Origin of the sequence: Christiangramia fulva (genome assembly GCF_003024155.1) — a bacterium.
Taxonomy (GTDB): Bacteria; Bacteroidota; Bacteroidia; order Flavobacteriales; family Flavobacteriaceae; genus Christiangramia; species Christiangramia fulva.
Genome location: NZ_CP028136.1, coordinates 2,185,352 through 2,203,565 on the forward strand (window position 1 = coordinate 2,185,352; position 18,214 = coordinate 2,203,565).

Sequence of the window (18,214 nt, forward strand, 5' to 3'; positions counted from 1 at the left end):
TTTATACTTCGATATCTCCCCAGTTTTCGCCAGACTTGATGCGGTAAAGCTGCATTTCTGAAACACCGAACTGTTTTGCAAGAACCCTAATCCGGGTCTTCCTGTCGGGGTCCAGCAGCTTTTTCTTTAAGACTACTGCCTGTGCGTACGTTAGTTTGGAGTAAGAAGTGACTTTTCTAAGCTTGCGTTTCTTCTTGTTTTCTTTAACCTTGGGGCTGTCGTACTGGTGTTTAACCCATTCGTCTTTTGTGGCCCAGGCCAGGTTTGAAACGCGATTGTCGTTCTTCACGAAGTTCTTGTGAATCACGTACTGATCACCTTCTTTCTTTTCTAAAAATAATTCTGCTACGATCCTGTGAATGTAATAAGTCTTACTTTTTCCATCCTTTAATCGAACAGCGAAGTTCAAATATCCACCTACTCTCCCGCCTTTCATAAGGTCGCCTTCCGGATTTTTCAGATAACTGATCATTCTTCCGAAATTTGAGACTTTGTAGACAAAGCGGTCTTGCCAGGAATCTTTGTGTAGGGTCTTCCAGATTTCCTGTCTGTAACTTTTAATCATAAACTTTTGCTCTAAATTGGTCTTCTTCTTTGGTTTTAATTCCTAATGCATTATAGATATATTTAAACGTAGATAGTAATTCAGGTTTTCCGTCAACCAGCGCAACATTATGTTCAAAATGAGCACTTGGTTTATTATCGGCCGTCAAAATGGTCCAGCCATCGGGTAATTGTTTGATCCTTTTCGTTCCCATATTGATCATAGGCTCGATGGCGACCACCATACCTTCGATAAACTTCTTACCACGGCCTCGTTTGCCATAGTTAGGCATTTCAGGATCTTCATGCATGGTTTTACCTAGACCATGTCCCACGAGTTCTCTTACAACGCCATAATTATGCTTTTCAGTATATTTTTGAATGGCATATCCAACATCACCCACTCTGTTTCCTGCTTTAAACTCTTTTATGCCCTTATATAAAGACTCTTTGGTGATCTTTAACAACTGCTTTACTTCAGGCGCAACCTCACCCACTTCAAAGGTATAGGCGTGGTCTCCATAAAAGCCGTTCTTTTTCGCCCCACAGTCTATAGAAATAATATCCCCTTCCTTTAAAGGCTCATTATTGGGGATTCCATGCACTACCTGGGCATTGGGGCTCATGCAAAGGGAGTTGGGAAAATCGTAAAGACCTAGAAAACCGGGTTCCGCCCCATGATCGCGTATGAATTCTTCAGCGAGCTTATCCAGTTCAAGAGTGGTTACACCAGGTTTGATTTCGGGAGCAAGCATTCCTAAAGTTTTGGAAACGATAAGAGCGCTTTCACGAATTAATTCAATTTCTTCTCTGGATTTTGGTATTATCATATTGTTTTAAATCTGCTGAACAAGCTTTGCTTTTTCTTGATTTTTTTCTGAAAATGTTCTTCAGAATTACTTATTTCCTGATAGATCTCGCCCCAAGCTTTTAAGCCGCCAATATTACGGTCGTCAATAAAAACATCAGCAAGGATTTTACGGCTGATGGTATCGTCGTACTTTTCTTCAGGATAGCTTTTATTTACTGCATAGAAGTTTAGTCCCTTTTCTTTGCAAAACCTGACGGCATCATCTAATCTTTCTCCATTCCGGTAGGTCCATAAAATAATACGATGGCCTTCTTCCTGTAATTTTTTCAGGGTTTCAAAGGCAAATAAAATAGGTTTGCCAATTTCTGGAAATCGGTTTTCCACAATAGTACCGTCAAAATCAACTGCTATGGTTAAAGACAAGGGCATATGCTAAAATATATATAAATTTCTGATTTTTCGCTTAAGCCTTTGCAAAACTTATTAGTCGGCATAAGAATTCTTATAATTCTCACCGCTAACGATTTGCGCTATATCTTCTTCGATGTTTTTTCCCTGCGCGTATTCCACGAAGCGGTTCACTTCTTTTCCGTTTTTATAAAAAATAATGGTAGGGACGCGCTTGATATTTAGACCTTCTTCCGCTTTGGAAGGAGTGTTTTTTCTGTAATCTACCGCGTACATCTCGATATTGTCATAATTGAAACCGGCTTCATCAAGTATTTTTAGTAATCGCGGAGTTTCTCTTTTGCTGTCATGGCACCAGGTTCCCATAAAAAGTTTGATCTTGTAGTCATCAATATTCTTTTTGATGGTTTTCATGGCTTTTTTATCTGGCTCATAAGCTTGGTATGCCGGGGTAAACCAGGAAGAATATGGCTCCTGCATTAGATCTTCCTTCTGAAATTTGCCAAGCAACATATCGCTTTGTGAGTTTGTAATTTTATTGTTGTTAAGCTCAGGCTGAACAGGATTTCCAATATTCAGCACAAGAGCAGTAAAAAGAATTAAAAAAGTATTCATATTATTTTAAATTAAAGCGTCTTCTGTCATTAGGTCGGGCTTTTCTATACCCATTAATTTAAGTATGGTTGGAGCTATATTACCGAGTTTCCCGTCTTTGATGCTTTTCACATCATTATCCATGAGTATAAGCGGAACGGGATTGGTGGTGTGAGCCGTATTTGGGCTTCCATCGGGATTTTTCATCGTTTCACTGTTACCGTGATCGGCAAGGATTATCGTTGCATAACCATGTTTCAGTGCAGTTTCAGCAACTTCTTTTGCACAGGTGTCTACAGTTTCGCATGCTTTAATGGCCGCATCAAAATCGCCGGTATGGCCTACCATATCGGGATTTGCAAAATTAAGGCATATAAAATCAGCTGATTCTTTCTTGATTTCATGCAGGATTTTGTCCCTCACTTCAAAAGCGCTCATTTCCGGCTGAAGATCATAAGTTGCCACTTTTGGGGAATTCACCATGATTCTTCTTTCATTTTCAAATGGTTCTTCCCGTCCTCCCGAAAAGAAAAAGGTAACATGCGGATATTTCTCTGTTTCGGCTATTCTTATTTGCTTTTTGCCCTGCCTCTCCAGAACTTCTCCCAGGGTCGCTTTAAGATGTTCCTTTTTAAAGATCACATTAACATTCGAAAAACTATCATCATAATTTGTCATAGTGACGTAATACAACGGCATTTTTTTCATGTCGTAATCAGGAAAATCCTTTTGTGAGAGCGCGATAGTCAACTGTCTTCCGCGGTCTGTTCTAAAATTGAAGAAAATTACCACTTCTTTTTCATTCAGAGTAGCTACCGGATTCCCTTCATCATCGGTAAGAACAATAGGTTTGATGAATTCATCGGTAACATCTTCATCGTAGCTTTCCTGGATGGCCTTAGAGGCACTGGTGGTCTTTTTACCTACTCCTTTTACAATGAGATCGTAGGCTTTTTTAACTCTTTCCCAACGATTATCACGATCCATTGCGTAATAACGTCCTATAACGGAGGCTAATTTGCCGTTGGTTTTTTTGAGATGGTCTTCCAAATCTTCAATAAAACCTTTTCCCGATTTTGGATCCACATCTCGACCATCGGTAAATGCGTGAACGTATTTTTCCTTAACGCCAAATTCTTCGGCAGCGCTTAAAAGTCCCTTAAGATGTTTAATATGAGAATGTACACCTCCATCACTTAGCAATCCCATGAAATGAATGGGTTTGTTGTTCTTTTTAGCATAAGTGAAAGCTTCTTCGAGAACGGGTTCCTCTTTAAGGGTATTTTTTTCTACCGCCAGGTTTATTTTTACAAGATCCTGATATACAATTCGTCCGGCACCAAGGTTCATATGGCCCACTTCACTGTTTCCCATTTGTCCTTCGGGAAGCCCCACGTTCATACCATCGGTTCGGAGGGTAGCGTGCGGGAATTTTTTGGGCAAAGAATCCATAAAAGGAGTGTTTGCCTGTGCGGGTGCCGAAACTTTTGGATCCTGGGTAATTCCCCAGCCATCGAGTATCATTAAAAGAACTTTCTTATTCATTGCAACTGAAATTAAGGCGTTAAAGATAAAAACAAATAAACGCAATGCCTGAGCCAAATGCGATAATGTTTTATTAAATCTCAGGAATAACCGAAGATGATGAAGGCATTTGATTTATTGAATTCGATCTTTGATAAAAAATTTAACATTTTGGAGCTTTTTTCAGAAAAGGAATGCTAAAAAAAAATTAACATATTTTAATTGAAATAAAGCCGGATTTTCTCCGTTGGAAAATATACAAATGTTCTTTATGCCCCTAAATACAAGTGTTTTAAGTGTCAGAATGTTAAAGTTTAGAAGATTCAAAAAATCTCTACCGAATTTTTGTATGTTGGCAGGACTTTTGGTTTTTATTAACATGTAACCGAAAATTGAGAAAAAATATGAAGTACCGAATCCTTACTGTTATTGGAGTTTTAATCTTTTCATTTGCTTTTAGCAGTACCGATGCCATTATTAGAGAAAATAAATCCACTAAAACCCCGGAATTAAATCTCCCCAGCGAACTTAATAAGACCTTTGAAGAAAAGACTGCCGACCTTTATAAAAAGTTCAGTTTAAAAAATTCAAATTTGCCAGCGCTCCCTACCTTTGAGAGAGCATTTAAAGGATATACAAAACTTCAGAAATCAGGTAAGGTTTCTAATCATCTTTTAACAATTATCGATTTTGATCTTTCTTCCACCAAAAAAAGAATGTGGATCCTGGATATGGATACTGAAGAAGTTCTTTTTAACACCTATGTCGCTCATGGCCAAAAAACAGGTGTGGAATTTGCCAAATCTTTTTCCAATAAAGTGAACTCCCATAAAAGTTCTTTAGGTTTTTATGTAACCGGTAAAACTTACTACGGAAAAAACGGACTTTCCCTTTTTATGGACGGAATGGAAAAGAATTTTAATTCGAATGCGCGTAAACGTTACGTGGTTATTCATGGAGCAGACTATGCCGAGCCATCGTTTATAAAAAGCCACGGAAGACTGGGCAGAAGTTATGGTTGTCCCGCAGTTCCTAAAGCTATCGCTGAAAACCTGATTAATTCAATAAAGGGAAAGTCGGTGGTTTATATCAACAAAAGTGATCAAGATTACCTTTCTAAATCGCAATTCCTCAATTTCCAGTCGGTTTAAGATTTTGCCATAATTCCTCATCGAGATCATAAATATCATCGATGAATTTTATGGAATCATTTTCAGGGTAAGCAGTCCAGTAGAAATGGTGGACGCTTACCTTTTTTGTTACCGGAATTTCTGTAGTTTTTCCTGAATCGAGAATTTCTTTGATTTTTTCATCATCGTACTTCGGCTGATCATTCAGAAGATATTTTGCCAGCTGAAGTGCATTCTCCACACGCACGCAGCCTGAACTTCTTGCCCTGTTTCTTTTATTAAATAATTCCCGGTGTGGCGTATCATGAAGATAAATCATGTATTTATTGGGATAAATAATTTTCACCTGCCCCAGCGGATTTGTAGGCCCGGGACCCTGCCGGTAGGTATAGGAATATGGCTCTGAAGAAGTCCATTCAATCTTTGAAGGATCCACGCGATTATTCTGTTTATCATAAACATTGAGGCTGCGTTCTTTCAGATAATTTCTATCCCTGCGCATTCCCGGAACCACATCTTTTTTTTCAATGGTGGGAGGGATGGTCCATGTAGGATTATAAATCACATATTCGATTTCATCAGAAAATACCGGTGTTTGCCTGGAAGGTAACCCTACCATGGTTTTATAGGTTCCCAGCGTGTCACCTTCTTTGATGAGGTTTAATTGAAAATCTGAAATATTTATGAGGATATACTGCTCTCCGAGCTTCCTGGGATACCAGCGCCATCGTTCCAAATTTACCAGGACCTGGTGGTAGCGATCCTCCTGAGACTTATTGAGATTATCTATTGTTGAACCGCCAATAATGCCGTCTTCTTCCAGCCCATGAGCTTTTTGAAAATTACGAAGGCTTTTCTCAAGATCTTCACCGTAAAGCTTGGTGGTATCTGTAGATTTTTGGTGAAACCCGAGTTCCTGTAGACGCTTCGCAACTTTGGAAATTCTTTCGTCCCTTTCTCCCGGCCGAATAAGTTTGCCAGCCGGAATTTTGGTGATTTTTTCTTCGGAAAAGGAATCTTTCTCAAAATTCCTTAAAGCTTTCTTTAATCCCGAATAGACAGGATTTTCCGGTTCCAGTGAAACCAGAATTTCACTGACGTTATTCTTTTTAATTACGTTACTCAGAAGGTTCTCCGGAGCAACAGAATTTAAAGGCGTGCCCCAATTGGCATACAATTCTTTAGGATTCAGTTTTCCGGTTGCCAGGTCATGGGCTAAGCGAAAAAAAGCATCCGTGAGCAAAATTTCAAATCGGGCATTTTTTTCATCAGAATTTGAATTTATTGAATTGTGTAATTCCCTGATTTCAGAGGCGTGATAATCTTCAGGAAAAAGGCCCTTCGCTTCACTGTTCTCAATGTTCGCAATTATATCTTCCCGCAGTTGGGAATCATTCCATATTGGCTGGAATTCATTCTTCCTGTAAAAAGCCGAAATTTGAGCAGGAGCATAGAAAGCTGTGGAATCTATTCCTGAAGCGAATAAATTTTGGAGGGAATGTGAATTTGTAAGGTTTTCAGCTTTTTTTGTAACTTTTTCTTCTGAAGTTGAAGAGGCTTCTTTTTTTTCCTCATCATTTTTACAACCACTAAAGGCGATAAGAAAAAGAAAAATAGAAAAATGAATTAAATTTCGAAAATTTGGCATAAAGCTATTTTATGCTCTTACGTCCTGGTAAGATTCATTTCGCTCAAACTGAACTTTTGCAAAGCGGCATAAAGGTTCGATCTTCAAATTATTCCTCCTGGCAAATTCTACCGTTTCCCGAACAAGTCCTGAGCCTATTCCGCGGTTTTCAACTTTCCGCTTCACTTCGGTATGATCAATAGTGAGAATATTTCCTTTACGACGATAGGTTAATTCTGCGATCAAACCTGCATCGTCTTCTATAAAGAAAGATCCCCGCCCTTCTTTTTCCCGGTTTTTAATGATCATTTCTCTCTTTTGTAAATCCCATCCACGATACCATAATCTAAAGATTCATCGGCATCCATCCAGTAATCGCGGTTGAAATCCTTTAAAACTTTTTCCACGCTTTGCCCGCAATTTTCAGCTAGAATTTTCGCGCTTAGGTGTTTTGTTTTTAAAATTTCGTTTGCGGCAATTTCAATATTTGAAGCCTGTCCCCGGGCTCCACCGCTGGGCTGGTGGATCATGACTTTGGCATGTGGCTGAATAAACCTTCTTCCTTTCTTTCCTGCTGAAAGTAGAATTGATCCCATGGAGGCTGCGAGTCCTGTACAAATAGTTGAAACGGGAGCATCCAGCGACATTATAGTATCATAAATAGCGAAACCATCTGTTACGTAGCCGCCCGGACTATTAATGAACAATTGAATTTCATCATCTCCTTCCAGGTTAAGATATTCCAGGCGGTCGATAACATGTTTGGCCGATTTCCCGCTTACCTCTCCCCAAAGATAGATCTTTCTTTTTTCAAGTAATTTATTCTCTATGATATCCTGAATCTTTCCAGTCTTATTTTTTTTAAAATCCATTGATGTGTTTTTTTCTAATTCAAGTGGTAGCTAAAAATAGGACTATTTTATCAGAAAAAAGAATCTGTTGAATTCCATTTAACAAGATTTTAATTAAGAAAAAAAGCGGATAAATTTTTTGGAAGATGAAAAAGTTTCCATTTATATTTGTACGCACAGGAGGGCATAGCTCAGTTGGTAGTCCGCCTCAGGCGGATCCAATCTGAATGTCGTCATGACCAAAGCGAGACCTCCCTTGATGTTCTTTAAATAAAAAATATTATCTCTATCAATGCGGGAGTAGCTCAGTTGGTAGTCCGCCTCAGGCGGATCCAATCTGAAGTCGTCATGGCTAAAGCGAGACCTCGTTTGATGTTTTTTAAATAATAAATATTATCTCTATCAATGCGGGAGTAGCTCAGTTGGTAGTCCGCCTCAGGCGGATCAAAGCTGAATGTCGTCATGACCAAGGCGAGATCTTCCTTGATGTTCTTAAAATAATAAATATTATCTCTATCAATGCGGGAGTAGCTCAGTTGGTAGTCCGCCTAAGGCGGATCAAAGCTGAATGAAGTCATGGCCAAGGCGAGATCTCTCTGATGTTCTTTAAATAAAAAATATTTCTCTATCAATGCGGGAGTAGCTCAGTTGGTAGTCCGCCTCAGGCGGATCCAGGCTGAATGTCGTCATGGCCAAGGCGAGATCTCCCTTGATGTTCTTTAAATAAAAAATATTTCTCTATCAATGCGGGAGTAGCTCAGTTGGTAGTCCGCCTCAGGCGGATCCAATCTGAAGTCGTCATGGCTAAAGCGAGACCTCGTTTGATGTTTTTTAAATAATAAATATTATCTCTATCAATGCGGGAGTAGCTCAGTTGGTAGTCCGCCTCAGGCGGATCCAATCTGAAGTCGTCATGGCCAAGGCGAGATCTCCCTTGATGTTCTTTAAATAAAAAATATTTCTCTATCAATGCGGGAGTAGCTCATTTGGTAGTCCGCCTCAGGCGGATCCAGGCTGAATGTCGTCATGGCCAAGGCGAGATCTCTCTGATGTTCTTTAAATAAAAAATATTTCTCTATCAATGCGGGAGTAGCTCAGTTGGTAGTCCGCCTCAGGCGGATCCAGGCTGAATGTCGTCATGGCCAAGGCGAGATCTCCCTTGATGTTCTTTAAATAAAAAATATTTCTCTATCAATGCGGGAGTAGCTCAGTTGGTAGTCCGCCTCAGGCGGATCCAGGCTGAATGTCGTCATGGCCAAGGCGAGATCTCCCTTGATGTTCTTTAAATAAAAAATATTTCTCTATCAATGCGGGAGTAGCTCAGTTGGTAGAGCGTCAGCCTTCCAAGCTGAATGTCGCCGGTTCGAACCCGGTCTCCCGCTCTAAAGGCTTCGTTATAAGACGGAGCTTTTTTTATTGATTAAAATAAAATTATATAGAAGAAAATACCGGGTGAGAAGTTTATCCTGAGCGAAGGCGAAGGGAATCCGGCCTGGCGACCGAAGTGAAACGAAGGTGGCTCTCCCGCTCTAAAGGCTTCGTTATAAGACGGAGCTTTTTTTATTGGTTAAAATAAAATTATATAGAAGAAAATACCGGGTGAGAAGTTTATCCTGAGCGAAGGTGAAGGGAACCCGGCCTGGCGACCGAAGTGAAACGAAGGTGGCTCTCCCGCTCTAAAGGCTTCTTGATAAGGCGGAGCTTTTTTATTTCCAGATTTTTAGGCATAAAAAAAGCCGGATGCTTTTTAACTTCCGGCTGTTAAAGTAGGGTTTAACAGAATTTAACCGTTCATGGAGATTAAAAATTCTTCATTATTCCTTGCTTGTTTTATCCTGTCATTGATAAATTCCATAGCTTCCACAGGATTCATATCGGCGAGATACTTACGAAGTACCCACATTCTTTGTACCGTTTTCTCATCAAGCAGCAGGTCGTCGCGACGTGTACTTGAAGAAACAAGATCGATAGCAGGGAAAATTCTTCGGTTTGAAATTCTTCGGTCTAACTGAAGTTCCATATTACCGGTTCCCTTAAATTCTTCAAAGATCACTTCATCCATCTTCGAACCTGTTTCGGTAAGGGCAGTCGCTATAATAGATAACGAACCTCCATTCTCTATATTTCGTGCGGCACCGAAAAATCTCTTCGGCTTATGAAGCGCATTTGCGTCTACACCACCACTTAGTACTTTACCACTGGCTGGTTGAACAGTATTATATGCTCTGGCCAAACGGGTGATAGAATCTAAAAGGATAACCACATCGTGACCACATTCTACAAGTCTTTTTGCTTTTTCAAGAACAATATTTGCAACCCGAACGTGCTCGTGTGCTTCTTTATCAAAAGTTGAAGCCACGACCTCGCCTTTTACATTTCGCTGCATATCGGTCACCTCTTCCGGGCGTTCATCGATCAGCAAAATGATTTGATAAACCTCGGGATGATTGGCGGCTATAGCATTTGCGATGTCTTTCAGCAACATGGTTTTACCCGTTTTAGGCTGAGAAACGATCATTCCTCTTTGTCCTTTTCCGATGGGCGCAAAAAGATCCATCACACGGGTTGAAACTGTGCTTTGCTTTTCAGCTATATTGAATTTTTCTTTTGGAAATAGAGGAGTAAGATGTTCAAAAGAAACGCGATCCCTTACCACCTGAGGGTCAAGGCCGTTTATTTTATTGATCTTGATCAGAGGGAAATATTTTTCACCCTCTTTAGGCGGACGAATTTGTCCCTGAACAGTATCTCCGGTTTTAAGTCCGAATAAACGAATTTGCGACTGTGATACGTAAATATCATCAGGTGAAGTAAGGTAATTATAATCTGACGATCTTAGGAAACCATAGTTGTCCTGCATAATATCCAGAACTCCTTCGCTTTCTATAATGGCATCAAATTCATAATCAGGCTCTCGATAGCGATTACGATTGTCGCGATTGCCATTGTTATCATGGCTGCTTTTCTTATGATCGCTGCGGTTGTCGTTACGATTATCATTACGATTGTCACCACGGTTATCGTTCCTGTTGTCATTGCGATTGTCGTTCCTGTTATCATTGCGATTGGAACTACGGTTGTCGGTACGGCCGCGATTGTCTTTTTTACCTGGATTTCCTTTGTTTCCCTGGCTTTTAGGAGCGCTTTGACTCTCGTCTTTTTTAGATGAAGAATCCTTTTCCTTACTTTTATCTGGAGAAGGTTTAGATGGAGAAGATTTAGGCGGCCTTTTGTTGCTGCCTATCTTGCCTTTAGGTTTCTTTTCCTGGCTCTTGGTGGTGTCCTGGTTTTCTTCGGTAAGTACTTCTTTCACCTTTTTAGGATTTGCAGCCTGATAGTCAAGAATCTGGTAAACCAGGTCTAACTTCTTCATTGTTTTGTACTTGGGAACGTTTAGAGATTGAGCAATCTCCTTAAGTTCAGGAAGCTTTTTAGCTTTTAATTCTGAAATTTCAAACATGAATGCTTTAAAATAAAATTTTTTTCTTTGGGTTGATTTTAAACTTCTCGAGGAAGAACAAAAAGTTTGGAGACTTAAGTAACCACTATTGAATGGGTTACGAAATGTTCTTGCAATAATACAACTTTATTTTAAACTTTTACATACCAATTCTAAAAAGAATCTTTTATTTTTGTGGCCGCAAGGATAAAAACTATGCTTCAAAGAATACAGACGGTTTATTTATTACTGGCAGTAATTGTAAGTGCCGGCCTCATTTTTGTTTTCCCGGTTTGGGAAACATCTGAGGGGACTGAAGTTTACGCAATAGACCAATTGCTTATATTTGGAATGTTCCTTGCCTCAGCAGCTTTGTCGCTGGTGAGTATTTTTATGTTTAAAAACAGGAAGCTCCAGTTTGTTCTGGGCCGCCTGAATATCATATTAAATCTTTTTTTACTAGGAGTGTTTGTGTATTGGTCTCTAAGTTTACCTGGAGAAATGGATATTTCAGAGAAGGGTATTGGGATGTTCCTTCCCATTGTTTCTATCGTTTTACTTGTTCTGGCCAATAAGGCCATTAAAAGGGACGAAGATCTCGTAAAATCTGTAGACCGATTGCGATAAGCCTATCATCTTAGTATATTAGTGCGTGAAAAACCCGGGGTTCTGCTCCGGGTTTTTTTATTCAGCCCAATTCGATCACCTCCAGATTCTGAATATTCGCTTTGTGAATTTCAAACCGCAGCATGGTTCGCTTTTTATGAAACCCCTGTTTCCCGGCTGCTCCGGGATTCATATGAAGTAAATGAAGGTTTTTGTCGTTCATTACTTTCAGAATATGGGAATGGCCGGAAATGAATAATTTAGGCGGATTTCTTTTGATTTCTTCCTTAACAGGAGGGGAATATCTTCCGGGATAACCACCAATATGCGTGATCCAGACATCTACATCTTCACACATAAATCTTTTGTTTAGCGGAAACTCTTTTCTTATGGTTGCATTATCGATATTTCCATAAACTCCTTTCAGAGGCTTCAATTTCTGAAGCTGATCTGTAACCGAAAGATCTCCAATATCACCGGCATGCCATATTTCATCGGCTAGTGAGGCGTAATGAAGAATTCGGTCATCTATATATCCATGGGTATCGCTGAGAAGAAGAATTTTTTTCAAATGGTATTTTTTTAGAAATCACTTAACAAATGATGAGGTGCTAAAAGCCTTTTTCCTTGCCATAATTGCCTTATCTTTGCACTTCGCAAATATAAAAATTAAGCGGCGTTTGAGGTATTTTATAGATCTCTCATATTTTGGAAAAGCTTATCACGGATGGCAAATTCAGCCAAATGCGATAAGCGTCCAGGAAGTTCTTGAAAAAAATCTGAGCAGGCTCTTTCCTTCAACAATCGAAGTGGTAGGAGCGGGAAGGACTGATGCCGGAGTTCATGCCAAACAACTCTTTGCCCATTTTGATACTGAGCAAGATTTCGATTTGCAGGAGTTGAAGTACAAGCTGAATACCATGCTTCCAAAAGATATCGCGATTTCAGATATTTTTGAAGTTAAGGCAGATGTTCATGCACGGTTCGATGCGATTTCAAGGAGCTATGAGTATCATATCATTCAGAAAAAAGATGCTTTTATGGCCGATTTTGCCTGGGCTTTATATCAGGATCTTGATTTTATAAAAATGAATCAGGCTGCTGAAATTTTAAAAGAATACACTAATTTCAAATGTTTTTCGCGTAGCCGCACCGATGTAAAAACTTATAACTGCCGTATTGACCTGGCAGAATGGAAAAGAGGAGAAAATACACTGGTTTTTTATATTAAAGCCGACAGATTTCTCCGAAACATGGTTCGGGCGATCGTTGGAACTTTAATAGAAATAGGTCAGAGTAAATATCCGGTCTCGCATATGCACAAGGTCATCAAAAGTGAAGACCGGGGAATGGCTGGAGCTTCGGTTCCTGCACATGGATTGTATTTAACAAAAATCGAATACCCAAAAAATATCAGAATTTAAAAATATGGCATCAAAAACAGGAAATGCTTTCGATATGGATCTATTTAAGCGGCTGCTTAAATATACCAATCCGTACAAGCGTATTTTTTATTTTGTTGCTATTTCAGCGGTACTTTTATCCTTATTCGGCGTATTAAGACCTATCCTTCTTCAGGAAACTGTAGATAATGCGCTCCTGCCAGCCGATTATGACAGCCTTATCTATTATGTAAGTCTGATGATGGGAGTGCTTGTGCTTGAAGTGATCTTCCAGTTTAGTTTTATCTATTATGCCAACTGGCTTGGCCAGGAAGTGGTACGAGATATTCGGGTAAAATTATTCAGGCATATGCTCAATTTCAAGATGAGCTATTATGATAAATCGGCTGTGGGCAGGCTCGTTACCAGGGCAGTTAGTGATATTGAAACCATCGCCAGTATCTTTAGCCAGGGCTTATTCATGATCATTAGTGACCTTTTAAAAATGCTGGTCGTTTTAGGGGTGATGTTCTATAAAAGCTGGCAACTTACGCTGCTGGTACTTACCGTTTTACCGTTTATTATTTATGCTACCCGTGTTTTTCAGAAGAAGATGAAACTGGCTTTTGAGGAAGTAAGAACACAGGTGGCCAATTTAAATACTTTTGTCCAGGAACGGATCACGGGAATGAAGATCGTTCAGCTTTTCACCCGCGAGAAAACCGAATATGAGAATTTTAAAGAGATCAATGATAAACATAGAAAAGCATGGGTAAAGACGGTATGGTATAATTCAATTTTCTTTCCAATCGCTGAAATGTCAACTTCAATAACCATCGGCCTGATTGTTTGGTTTGGTGGTTTAAGGGTGATCACGGGTGATGGCATGACCCTGGGTATTATTGTGGCTTTTATTGAACTATCGCAGATGCTTTTCCGTCCGTTACGGCAAATTGCCGATAAATTCAATACCCTGCAAATGGGAATGGTCGCTGCAAACCGGGTTTTTGGAATTTTGGATACTCAAGCTTCCATTGAAGATACCGGTGATCTGGAAATTGAAAAACTTAAAGGGGAGATCGAATTCAAAAATGTTCATTTCAGCTATGTTGATGATGAAGAGGTTTTAAAAGGAATTTCCTTTAAGGTTGAACCGGGCGAAACTGTTGCCATTGTTGGCGCTACCGGCGCGGGTAAATCGACTATTATCAACCTTCTCAGCCGTTTTTATGAGATCAGTTCCGGTAGTATATGTGTTGACGGGATCGATATAAAAAACATTAAACTCCAGTCTTTACGGGCACAAATTGCGGTAGTGCTTCAGAATGTGTTTTTGTTTGCCGATACTATCATGAATAATATCAACCTGGAAGATCCTGAAATTTCAGATGAAGATGTCATCAACGCGGCCAAACAAATCGGGATTCATGAATTTATCAGCTCCCTTCCAAATGGCTATTATTATAATGTAAAGGAAAGAGGCGCGATGCTTTCTTCGGGTCAGCGGCAATTGATCTCCTTTCTTAGGGCTTATGTTAGTAATCCCAGTATTCTCGTTTTAGATGAAGCGACTTCTTCCGTAGATTCTTATAGCGAACAGCTTATCCAGGAAGCGACGGAGAAAATTACCGAAGGCCGCACTTCCATAGTTATTGCCCACCGACTGGCTACCATCAAAAAAGCCGATAAAATTATTGTAATGGACCAGGGTGAAATTGTTGAAATTGGCAAACACACTGACCTGCTTCAGAAAAATAACGGTTATTATCGCAAACTTTATGAAGTGCAGTTTAAGGCTGAAGAAGCGGTTTAGTTAAGATCTTCTTTCAGCTTTTCCTTTAATTCTTCCATGGTTTCAAACATTACGAACTGTCCGTCTTTGATATAGGAAGTTTGTCCGGTCTCCTCGCTCACCACCACAGCAAGTGCATCGGTCTTTTCAGTGATCCCAACGGCTGCCCGGTGGCGCAATCCGAATCTTAAAGGAATGGTGCGGTCATTAGAAACCGGCAGAATAACCCTGGTAGCAGTGATCTTATTATCTTCGATGATCATTGCTCCATCGTGAAGCGGACTGTTTTTAAAGAAAATGGATTCAATAATTGGCTGATTTAGCTCAATCCACATTTTATCACCCGTATTTTTAACAAAATCAAGCTTATTGCTTTTTTGTATGACCATCAAAGCACCTGTATAAGAATTTCCCATTGATTCACAGGCACCCACAATAGCTTCGACATTTGTTTTGGTCTCAAAATCTTCCCTGTTAATACGAAAATTTCGGAAAAAGCGCCCCCGTTGCGTAAAATTGGTAGAGCCGATCATTAAAAGGAATTTCCTTATTTCCTGTTGGAAAACCACGATCAGCGCAAAAACACCAACCCCTATAAATTCACCAAGAACGCTGCTGAGCAATTCCATTTGGAGCAGCTTTGTTAGCAGCCAGACCAGGTAAATCACTACAATACCTATAAAAATATTTACGGCTACCGTACCGCGTACCAGCTTGTATACGTAGTATAAGAGAAGGGCAACAAAAACAATATCCAGGATATCGAGAATTCGAAGATCTATGATGTCCAAATTGCAGGGGTTTTATGTAAAAATAGAAAAACTAAAATAAGTTTGATACTTCAGCGGTTAATTTGATGCATTCTAAAGCTTCTTTTACATCATGAACCCGAAGAATGGAAGCTCCTTTTAAAAGAGCTATGGTATTAAGACTCGTAGTGCCGTTTAAAGCATCTTCTGGAGCGATCCTGAGCTTTTTCCAGATCATGCTTTTGCGGGAAAGTCCTGCCAGCAGCGGGAGTTCCAGGTTCTTAAAAAGTTCGAGCTTAGCTAATAATTCAAAATTTTGTGCGATGTTTTTAGCGAATCCGAAGCCGGGATCGATAATTAGGTCGTTAATTCCAAGTTTTCGTGCTTCCGCGATTCTTTCAGAAAAATAAAACAAAATATCACCTACAAGGTCTTCATACTGGTTCTGAGCTTTCATGGTTTGGGGCGTACCTTTCATATGCATCATAATATAGGGCACCTGCAAATCAGCCACTGTTTTCAGCATTTTGTCATCTAAAATGCCTGCTGAAATATCATTGATGATCGCACCGCCAGCCTCGATACTTCTTTTTGCAACGTCACTTCGGAAGGTATCGATGGATAAAATAGCTTCAGGAAATTCTTTTAAAATAATTTCAATGCTCGGAAGCATTCTTTTTAATTCATCTCCTTCAGAAATATCCTCTGCATCGGGCCTGCTGCTGTATGCGCCAAGATCGAGAAAAGTAGCTCCTTCATTCAGCATCTGTTCGGATTTTTTCAGAATTTCCTTATCAGAATTTGCCCGGCTTCCGCTGTAAAAAGAATCGGGTGTGATATTGATAATTCCCATGACTTTGGGTTCGGAAAGATCTAAAAGAGTGCCTTTGCAGTTGATAAACATAGAAAAAACGGGCTTTTTAAATAACTTTGACTATCTGAAATATTTGACCGAAATTTACGCAAATTACATCTACTTCATGCAGGATACTTCCAAACAATACGATGCGGTGATAGAAGTTTGCCGCAGTTTGTTCTTGAATAAAATGAAAGATTACGGCTGTGCCTGGCGAATTCTCAGGCTGCCTTCGCTTACCGATCAGATCTTTATAAAAGCGCAGCGCATAAGGAAACTTCAGGAAAGTGATGTAAGAAAGATCGAGGAAGATGAGAAATCTGAATTTATAGGAATTATAAATTATTCGGTGATGGCCCTTATTCAGCTGGAAAAGGGAATTGCCGGCCAGCCAGACCTGACTGTCGAGGAAGCTACCCGGCTTTATGATGAAAAAATCTCCGAAACCAGGCAGCTGATGATGGATAAGAATCACGATTATGGCGAGGCCTGGCGGGATATGCGAATAAGCTCCCTTACCGATTTGATCATTCAGAAATTACTGCGTGTAAAGCAAATTGAAGACAATAAAGGAAAAACCCTGGTAAGTGAAGGCATTGATGCCAACTACCAGGATATGATCAATTATTCGGTTTTCGCGATGATACATTTCAGTGAGGCCGAAGGAGCGGAAAAATAATTAAAATGACTTTTATAGTTGGCAGACTATAATAATTTGAAAATAAAATTATGAAGGTAATTACAGGTATCGCCAGAGTGCTGGTTGGAGTTCTTTTTATTTTTTCCGGATTTATCAAACTCAACGATCCCGTAGGTTTTTCGTATAAACTACAGGAATATTTCAGCGAACAGGTACTTGATATCCAGTTTTTAATTCCCTTCGCATTAATAATTGCCATTATCATCGTCATTTTTGAACTGGTGCTCGGGATCATGCTTTTAATAGGCTATGCGCCAAAATTCACTACCTGGTGCCTGTTGCTCATGATCCTCTTTTTTACATTCCTGACTTTTTATTCGGCATACTATAATAAAGTGACAGATTGCGGCTGTTTTGGCGATGCCATTCCTCTCACGCCCTGGCAGTCATTCTATAAAGATGTGGCTTTGCTGCTGTTCATTCTCGTGTTGTTTTTTAACAGGAAATATATCACGCCTATTTTCGCACCGGCATCGCACCGCTGGATCATTTTTGCTTCTTTCATGCTTTGTTTTGCATTTTGCTATTATGTGCTGATGCATCTGCCGGTTTTCGATTTCAGGCCTTATAAAGTTGGAAATAATATTCCGGAGAAAATGAAATTACCCGAAGAGGCGAGAAAAGCTGAGGTAACTTACCACTGGAAATTCAAAGTTGATGGTGAGGAAAAGGTGATCACCAATCATGGAGCCTATCCGCAGGTTGATGGTGAATTTATTGGAGTGGAGACAAAACAGTCTGAAGAAAATATGATCCCTCCAATTCACGATTTTGTCATCGAAGGTGAAGAAGGGGATATAACGCAGGAAGTATTGAATGCGCCCAAAGTTTTGCTGATCGTTGTTTATAACATTAGATCAACCGAGCTTGAAGGCTATAAAGAGATAAAGCGTTTGAGCGATGAAGCCCTTGATAAAGGATATATGGTGTTGGGGCTAACCGCTTCCGGTGAAAAACTTCAGCAGAAGCTCAGGAAAAAGTACAACCTTAACTTCAAATTTTATCAGACTGATGAAACGGCCTTAAAGACCATTGTGCGTTCCAATCCAGGAATCCTCACCCTCGAAAATGGTACTATCACCCAAAAAGTTCACTGGTATGATGCTTCCGATATAAAATTATAAATGATTTCGGTAGCTTTTTCAGGATTTTTCAATTTTTAGAGGTTTAGCTTCGGTTTAAGAGGCTTTCAATCTTCCTTG

The 18,214-nt window shown here is 39.8% G+C and carries 18 protein-coding genes and 1 tRNA gene; 7 read left to right on the forward strand and 12 right to left on the reverse strand.

Features of this window, described 5'->3' with window-relative positions:
* Position 1: 1 nt before the first annotated feature.
* Genes C7S20_RS09890 through gpmI form a run of 5 tightly spaced genes read right to left on the reverse strand, consistent with a single transcriptional unit; the run spans position 2 to position 3,901 of the window.
* Positions 2-565 carry an HNH endonuclease gene (locus tag C7S20_RS09890; RefSeq protein ID WP_107012329.1) on the reverse strand — a complete coding sequence of 188 codons (564 nt, stop codon included), beginning with the start codon at positions 563-565 and terminating at the stop codon, positions 2-4.
* Entirely contained in the window at positions 558-1,373 is an 816-nt protein-coding gene (gene map / locus C7S20_RS09895) for a type I methionyl aminopeptidase (protein WP_107012330.1), read from the reverse strand. The genes C7S20_RS09890 and map overlap by 8 nt, the downstream gene beginning before the upstream one ends.
* On the reverse strand, positions 1,370-1,783 hold the full coding sequence (locus C7S20_RS09900; RefSeq protein ID WP_107012331.1) for a BT0820 family HAD-type phosphatase: 414 nt from the start codon (positions 1,781-1,783) through the stop codon (positions 1,370-1,372). The genes map and C7S20_RS09900 overlap by 4 nt, the downstream gene beginning before the upstream one ends.
* Before the next feature lie 54 nt (positions 1,784-1,837).
* A complete protein-coding gene (locus C7S20_RS09905) occupies positions 1,838-2,377 on the reverse strand; it encodes a thioredoxin family protein (protein WP_107012332.1) in 540 nt (179 codons plus the stop codon).
* A gap of 6 nt (positions 2,378-2,383) precedes the next feature.
* A complete protein-coding gene (gpmI, locus tag C7S20_RS09910; protein ID WP_107012333.1) occupies positions 2,384-3,901 on the reverse strand; it encodes a 2,3-bisphosphoglycerate-independent phosphoglycerate mutase in 1,518 nt (505 codons plus the stop codon).
* Positions 3,902-4,284: 383 nt separating this feature from the next.
* Between gpmI and C7S20_RS09920 the strand changes: the two genes are divergently transcribed.
* On the forward strand, positions 4,285-5,031 hold the full coding sequence (locus tag C7S20_RS09920) for a murein L,D-transpeptidase catalytic domain family protein (protein WP_107014178.1): 747 nt from the start codon (positions 4,285-4,287) through the stop codon (positions 5,029-5,031).
* On the opposite strand, the gene C7S20_RS09925 is transcribed toward C7S20_RS09920, so the two are convergent.
* The 3 genes from C7S20_RS09925 to C7S20_RS09935 are packed head-to-tail and all read right to left on the reverse strand — an operon-like array spanning position 5,012 to position 7,509.
* Positions 5,012-6,658, reverse strand: a complete 1,647-nt coding sequence (locus C7S20_RS09925) for a L,D-transpeptidase family protein (protein ID WP_107012335.1) — start codon at positions 6,656-6,658, stop codon at positions 5,012-5,014. The genes C7S20_RS09920 and C7S20_RS09925 overlap by 20 nt on opposite strands.
* A 9-nt stretch (positions 6,659-6,667) precedes the next feature.
* The gene (locus C7S20_RS09930; protein WP_107012336.1) at positions 6,668-6,946 is read right to left on the reverse strand and encodes a GNAT family N-acetyltransferase; all 279 of its coding nucleotides are present in this window, start codon (positions 6,944-6,946) and stop codon (positions 6,668-6,670) included.
* Positions 6,943-7,509: a ClpP family protease gene (locus C7S20_RS09935; protein ID WP_107012337.1), complete on the reverse strand. Its 567-nt coding sequence runs from the start codon at positions 7,507-7,509 to the stop codon at positions 6,943-6,945. The genes C7S20_RS09930 and C7S20_RS09935 overlap by 4 nt, the downstream gene beginning before the upstream one ends.
* Before the next feature lie 1,288 nt (positions 7,510-8,797).
* Here C7S20_RS09935 and C7S20_RS09940 point away from each other — a divergent pair.
* Positions 8,798-8,870, forward strand: a tRNA-Gly gene (locus C7S20_RS09940).
* A gap of 401 nt (positions 8,871-9,271) precedes the next feature.
* On the opposite strand, the gene rho is transcribed toward C7S20_RS09940, so the two are convergent.
* Positions 9,272-10,948 carry a transcription termination factor Rho gene (gene rho / locus C7S20_RS09945; protein WP_107012338.1) on the reverse strand — a complete coding sequence of 559 codons (1,677 nt, stop codon included), beginning with the start codon at positions 10,946-10,948 and terminating at the stop codon, positions 9,272-9,274.
* A 195-nt stretch (positions 10,949-11,143) separates the two neighbouring features.
* Between rho and C7S20_RS09950 the strand changes: the two genes are divergently transcribed.
* Complete coding sequence (locus C7S20_RS09950; protein ID WP_107012339.1) at positions 11,144-11,554, forward strand: DUF4293 domain-containing protein; 411 nt, start codon at positions 11,144-11,146, stop codon at positions 11,552-11,554.
* A 61-nt stretch (positions 11,555-11,615) separates the two neighbouring features.
* Here C7S20_RS09950 and C7S20_RS09955 read toward each other — a convergent pair whose 3' ends face one another.
* Entirely contained in the window at positions 11,616-12,104 is a 489-nt protein-coding gene (locus tag C7S20_RS09955; RefSeq protein ID WP_107012340.1) for a metallophosphoesterase family protein, read from the reverse strand.
* A gap of 109 nt (positions 12,105-12,213) precedes the next feature.
* Between C7S20_RS09955 and truA the strand changes: the two genes are divergently transcribed.
* Positions 12,214-12,957, forward strand: coding sequence for a tRNA pseudouridine(38-40) synthase TruA (gene truA, locus C7S20_RS09960; RefSeq protein WP_107014179.1), 744 nt, complete (start codon positions 12,214-12,216; stop codon positions 12,955-12,957).
* A gap of 4 nt (positions 12,958-12,961) precedes the next feature.
* Positions 12,962-14,728 (forward strand): ABC transporter ATP-binding protein, encoded by a 1,767-nt coding sequence (locus C7S20_RS09965; protein WP_107012341.1) that lies wholly within the window; start codon positions 12,962-12,964, stop codon positions 14,726-14,728.
* On the opposite strand, the gene cdaA is transcribed toward C7S20_RS09965, so the two are convergent.
* A complete protein-coding gene (cdaA, locus tag C7S20_RS09970) occupies positions 14,725-15,498 on the reverse strand; it encodes a diadenylate cyclase CdaA (protein ID WP_107012342.1) in 774 nt (257 codons plus the stop codon). The two genes, C7S20_RS09965 and cdaA, sit on opposite strands and share 4 nt — an antisense overlap.
* A 31-nt stretch (positions 15,499-15,529) precedes the next feature.
* On the reverse strand, positions 15,530-16,360 hold the full coding sequence (folP, locus tag C7S20_RS09975; protein ID WP_107012343.1) for a dihydropteroate synthase: 831 nt from the start codon (positions 16,358-16,360) through the stop codon (positions 15,530-15,532).
* A 76-nt stretch (positions 16,361-16,436) separates the two neighbouring features.
* Between folP and C7S20_RS09980 the strand changes: the two genes are divergently transcribed.
* Entirely contained in the window at positions 16,437-16,991 is a 555-nt protein-coding gene (locus tag C7S20_RS09980) for a DUF1599 domain-containing protein (RefSeq protein ID WP_107014180.1), read from the forward strand.
* A gap of 50 nt (positions 16,992-17,041) precedes the next feature.
* Complete coding sequence (locus C7S20_RS09985; protein WP_107012344.1) at positions 17,042-18,136, forward strand: BT_3928 family protein; 1,095 nt, start codon at positions 17,042-17,044, stop codon at positions 18,134-18,136.
* Positions 18,137-18,214: the final 78 nt, after the last annotated feature.

Excerpts from the sequence above, each read along its gene's own strand:
- C7S20_RS09890 (WP_107012329.1), bottom strand. The coding sequence starts at position 565 with ATGATTAAAAGTTACAGACAGGAAATCTGGAAGACCCTACACAAAGAT.
- map (WP_107012330.1), bottom strand. The coding sequence starts at position 1,373 with ATGATAATACCAAAATCCAGAGAAGAAATTGAATTAATTCGTGAAAGC.
- C7S20_RS09900 (WP_107012331.1), bottom strand. The coding sequence starts at position 1,783 with ATGCCCTTGTCTTTAACCATAGCAGTTGATTTTGACGGTACTATTGTG.
- C7S20_RS09905 (WP_107012332.1), bottom strand. The coding sequence starts at position 2,377 with ATGAATACTTTTTTAATTCTTTTTACTGCTCTTGTGCTGAATATTGGA.
- gpmI (WP_107012333.1), bottom strand. The coding sequence starts at position 3,901 with ATGAATAAGAAAGTTCTTTTAATGATACTCGATGGCTGGGGAATTACC.
- C7S20_RS09920 (WP_107014178.1), top strand. The coding sequence starts at position 4,285 with ATGAAGTACCGAATCCTTACTGTTATTGGAGTTTTAATCTTTTCATTT.
- C7S20_RS09925 (WP_107012335.1), bottom strand. The coding sequence starts at position 6,658 with ATGCCAAATTTTCGAAATTTAATTCATTTTTCTATTTTTCTTTTTCTT.
- C7S20_RS09930 (WP_107012336.1), bottom strand. The coding sequence starts at position 6,946 with ATGATCATTAAAAACCGGGAAAAAGAAGGGCGGGGATCTTTCTTTATA.
- C7S20_RS09935 (WP_107012337.1), bottom strand. The coding sequence starts at position 7,509 with ATGGATTTTAAAAAAAATAAGACTGGAAAGATTCAGGATATCATAGAG.
- rho (WP_107012338.1), bottom strand. The coding sequence starts at position 10,948 with ATGTTTGAAATTTCAGAATTAAAAGCTAAAAAGCTTCCTGAACTTAAG.
- C7S20_RS09950 (WP_107012339.1), top strand. The coding sequence starts at position 11,144 with ATGCTTCAAAGAATACAGACGGTTTATTTATTACTGGCAGTAATTGTA.
- C7S20_RS09965 (WP_107012341.1), top strand. The coding sequence starts at position 12,962 with ATGGCATCAAAAACAGGAAATGCTTTCGATATGGATCTATTTAAGCGG.
- folP (WP_107012343.1), bottom strand. The coding sequence starts at position 16,360 with ATGTTTATCAACTGCAAAGGCACTCTTTTAGATCTTTCCGAACCCAAA.
- C7S20_RS09980 (WP_107014180.1), top strand. The coding sequence starts at position 16,437 with ATGCAGGATACTTCCAAACAATACGATGCGGTGATAGAAGTTTGCCGC.
- C7S20_RS09985 (WP_107012344.1), top strand. The coding sequence starts at position 17,042 with ATGAAGGTAATTACAGGTATCGCCAGAGTGCTGGTTGGAGTTCTTTTT.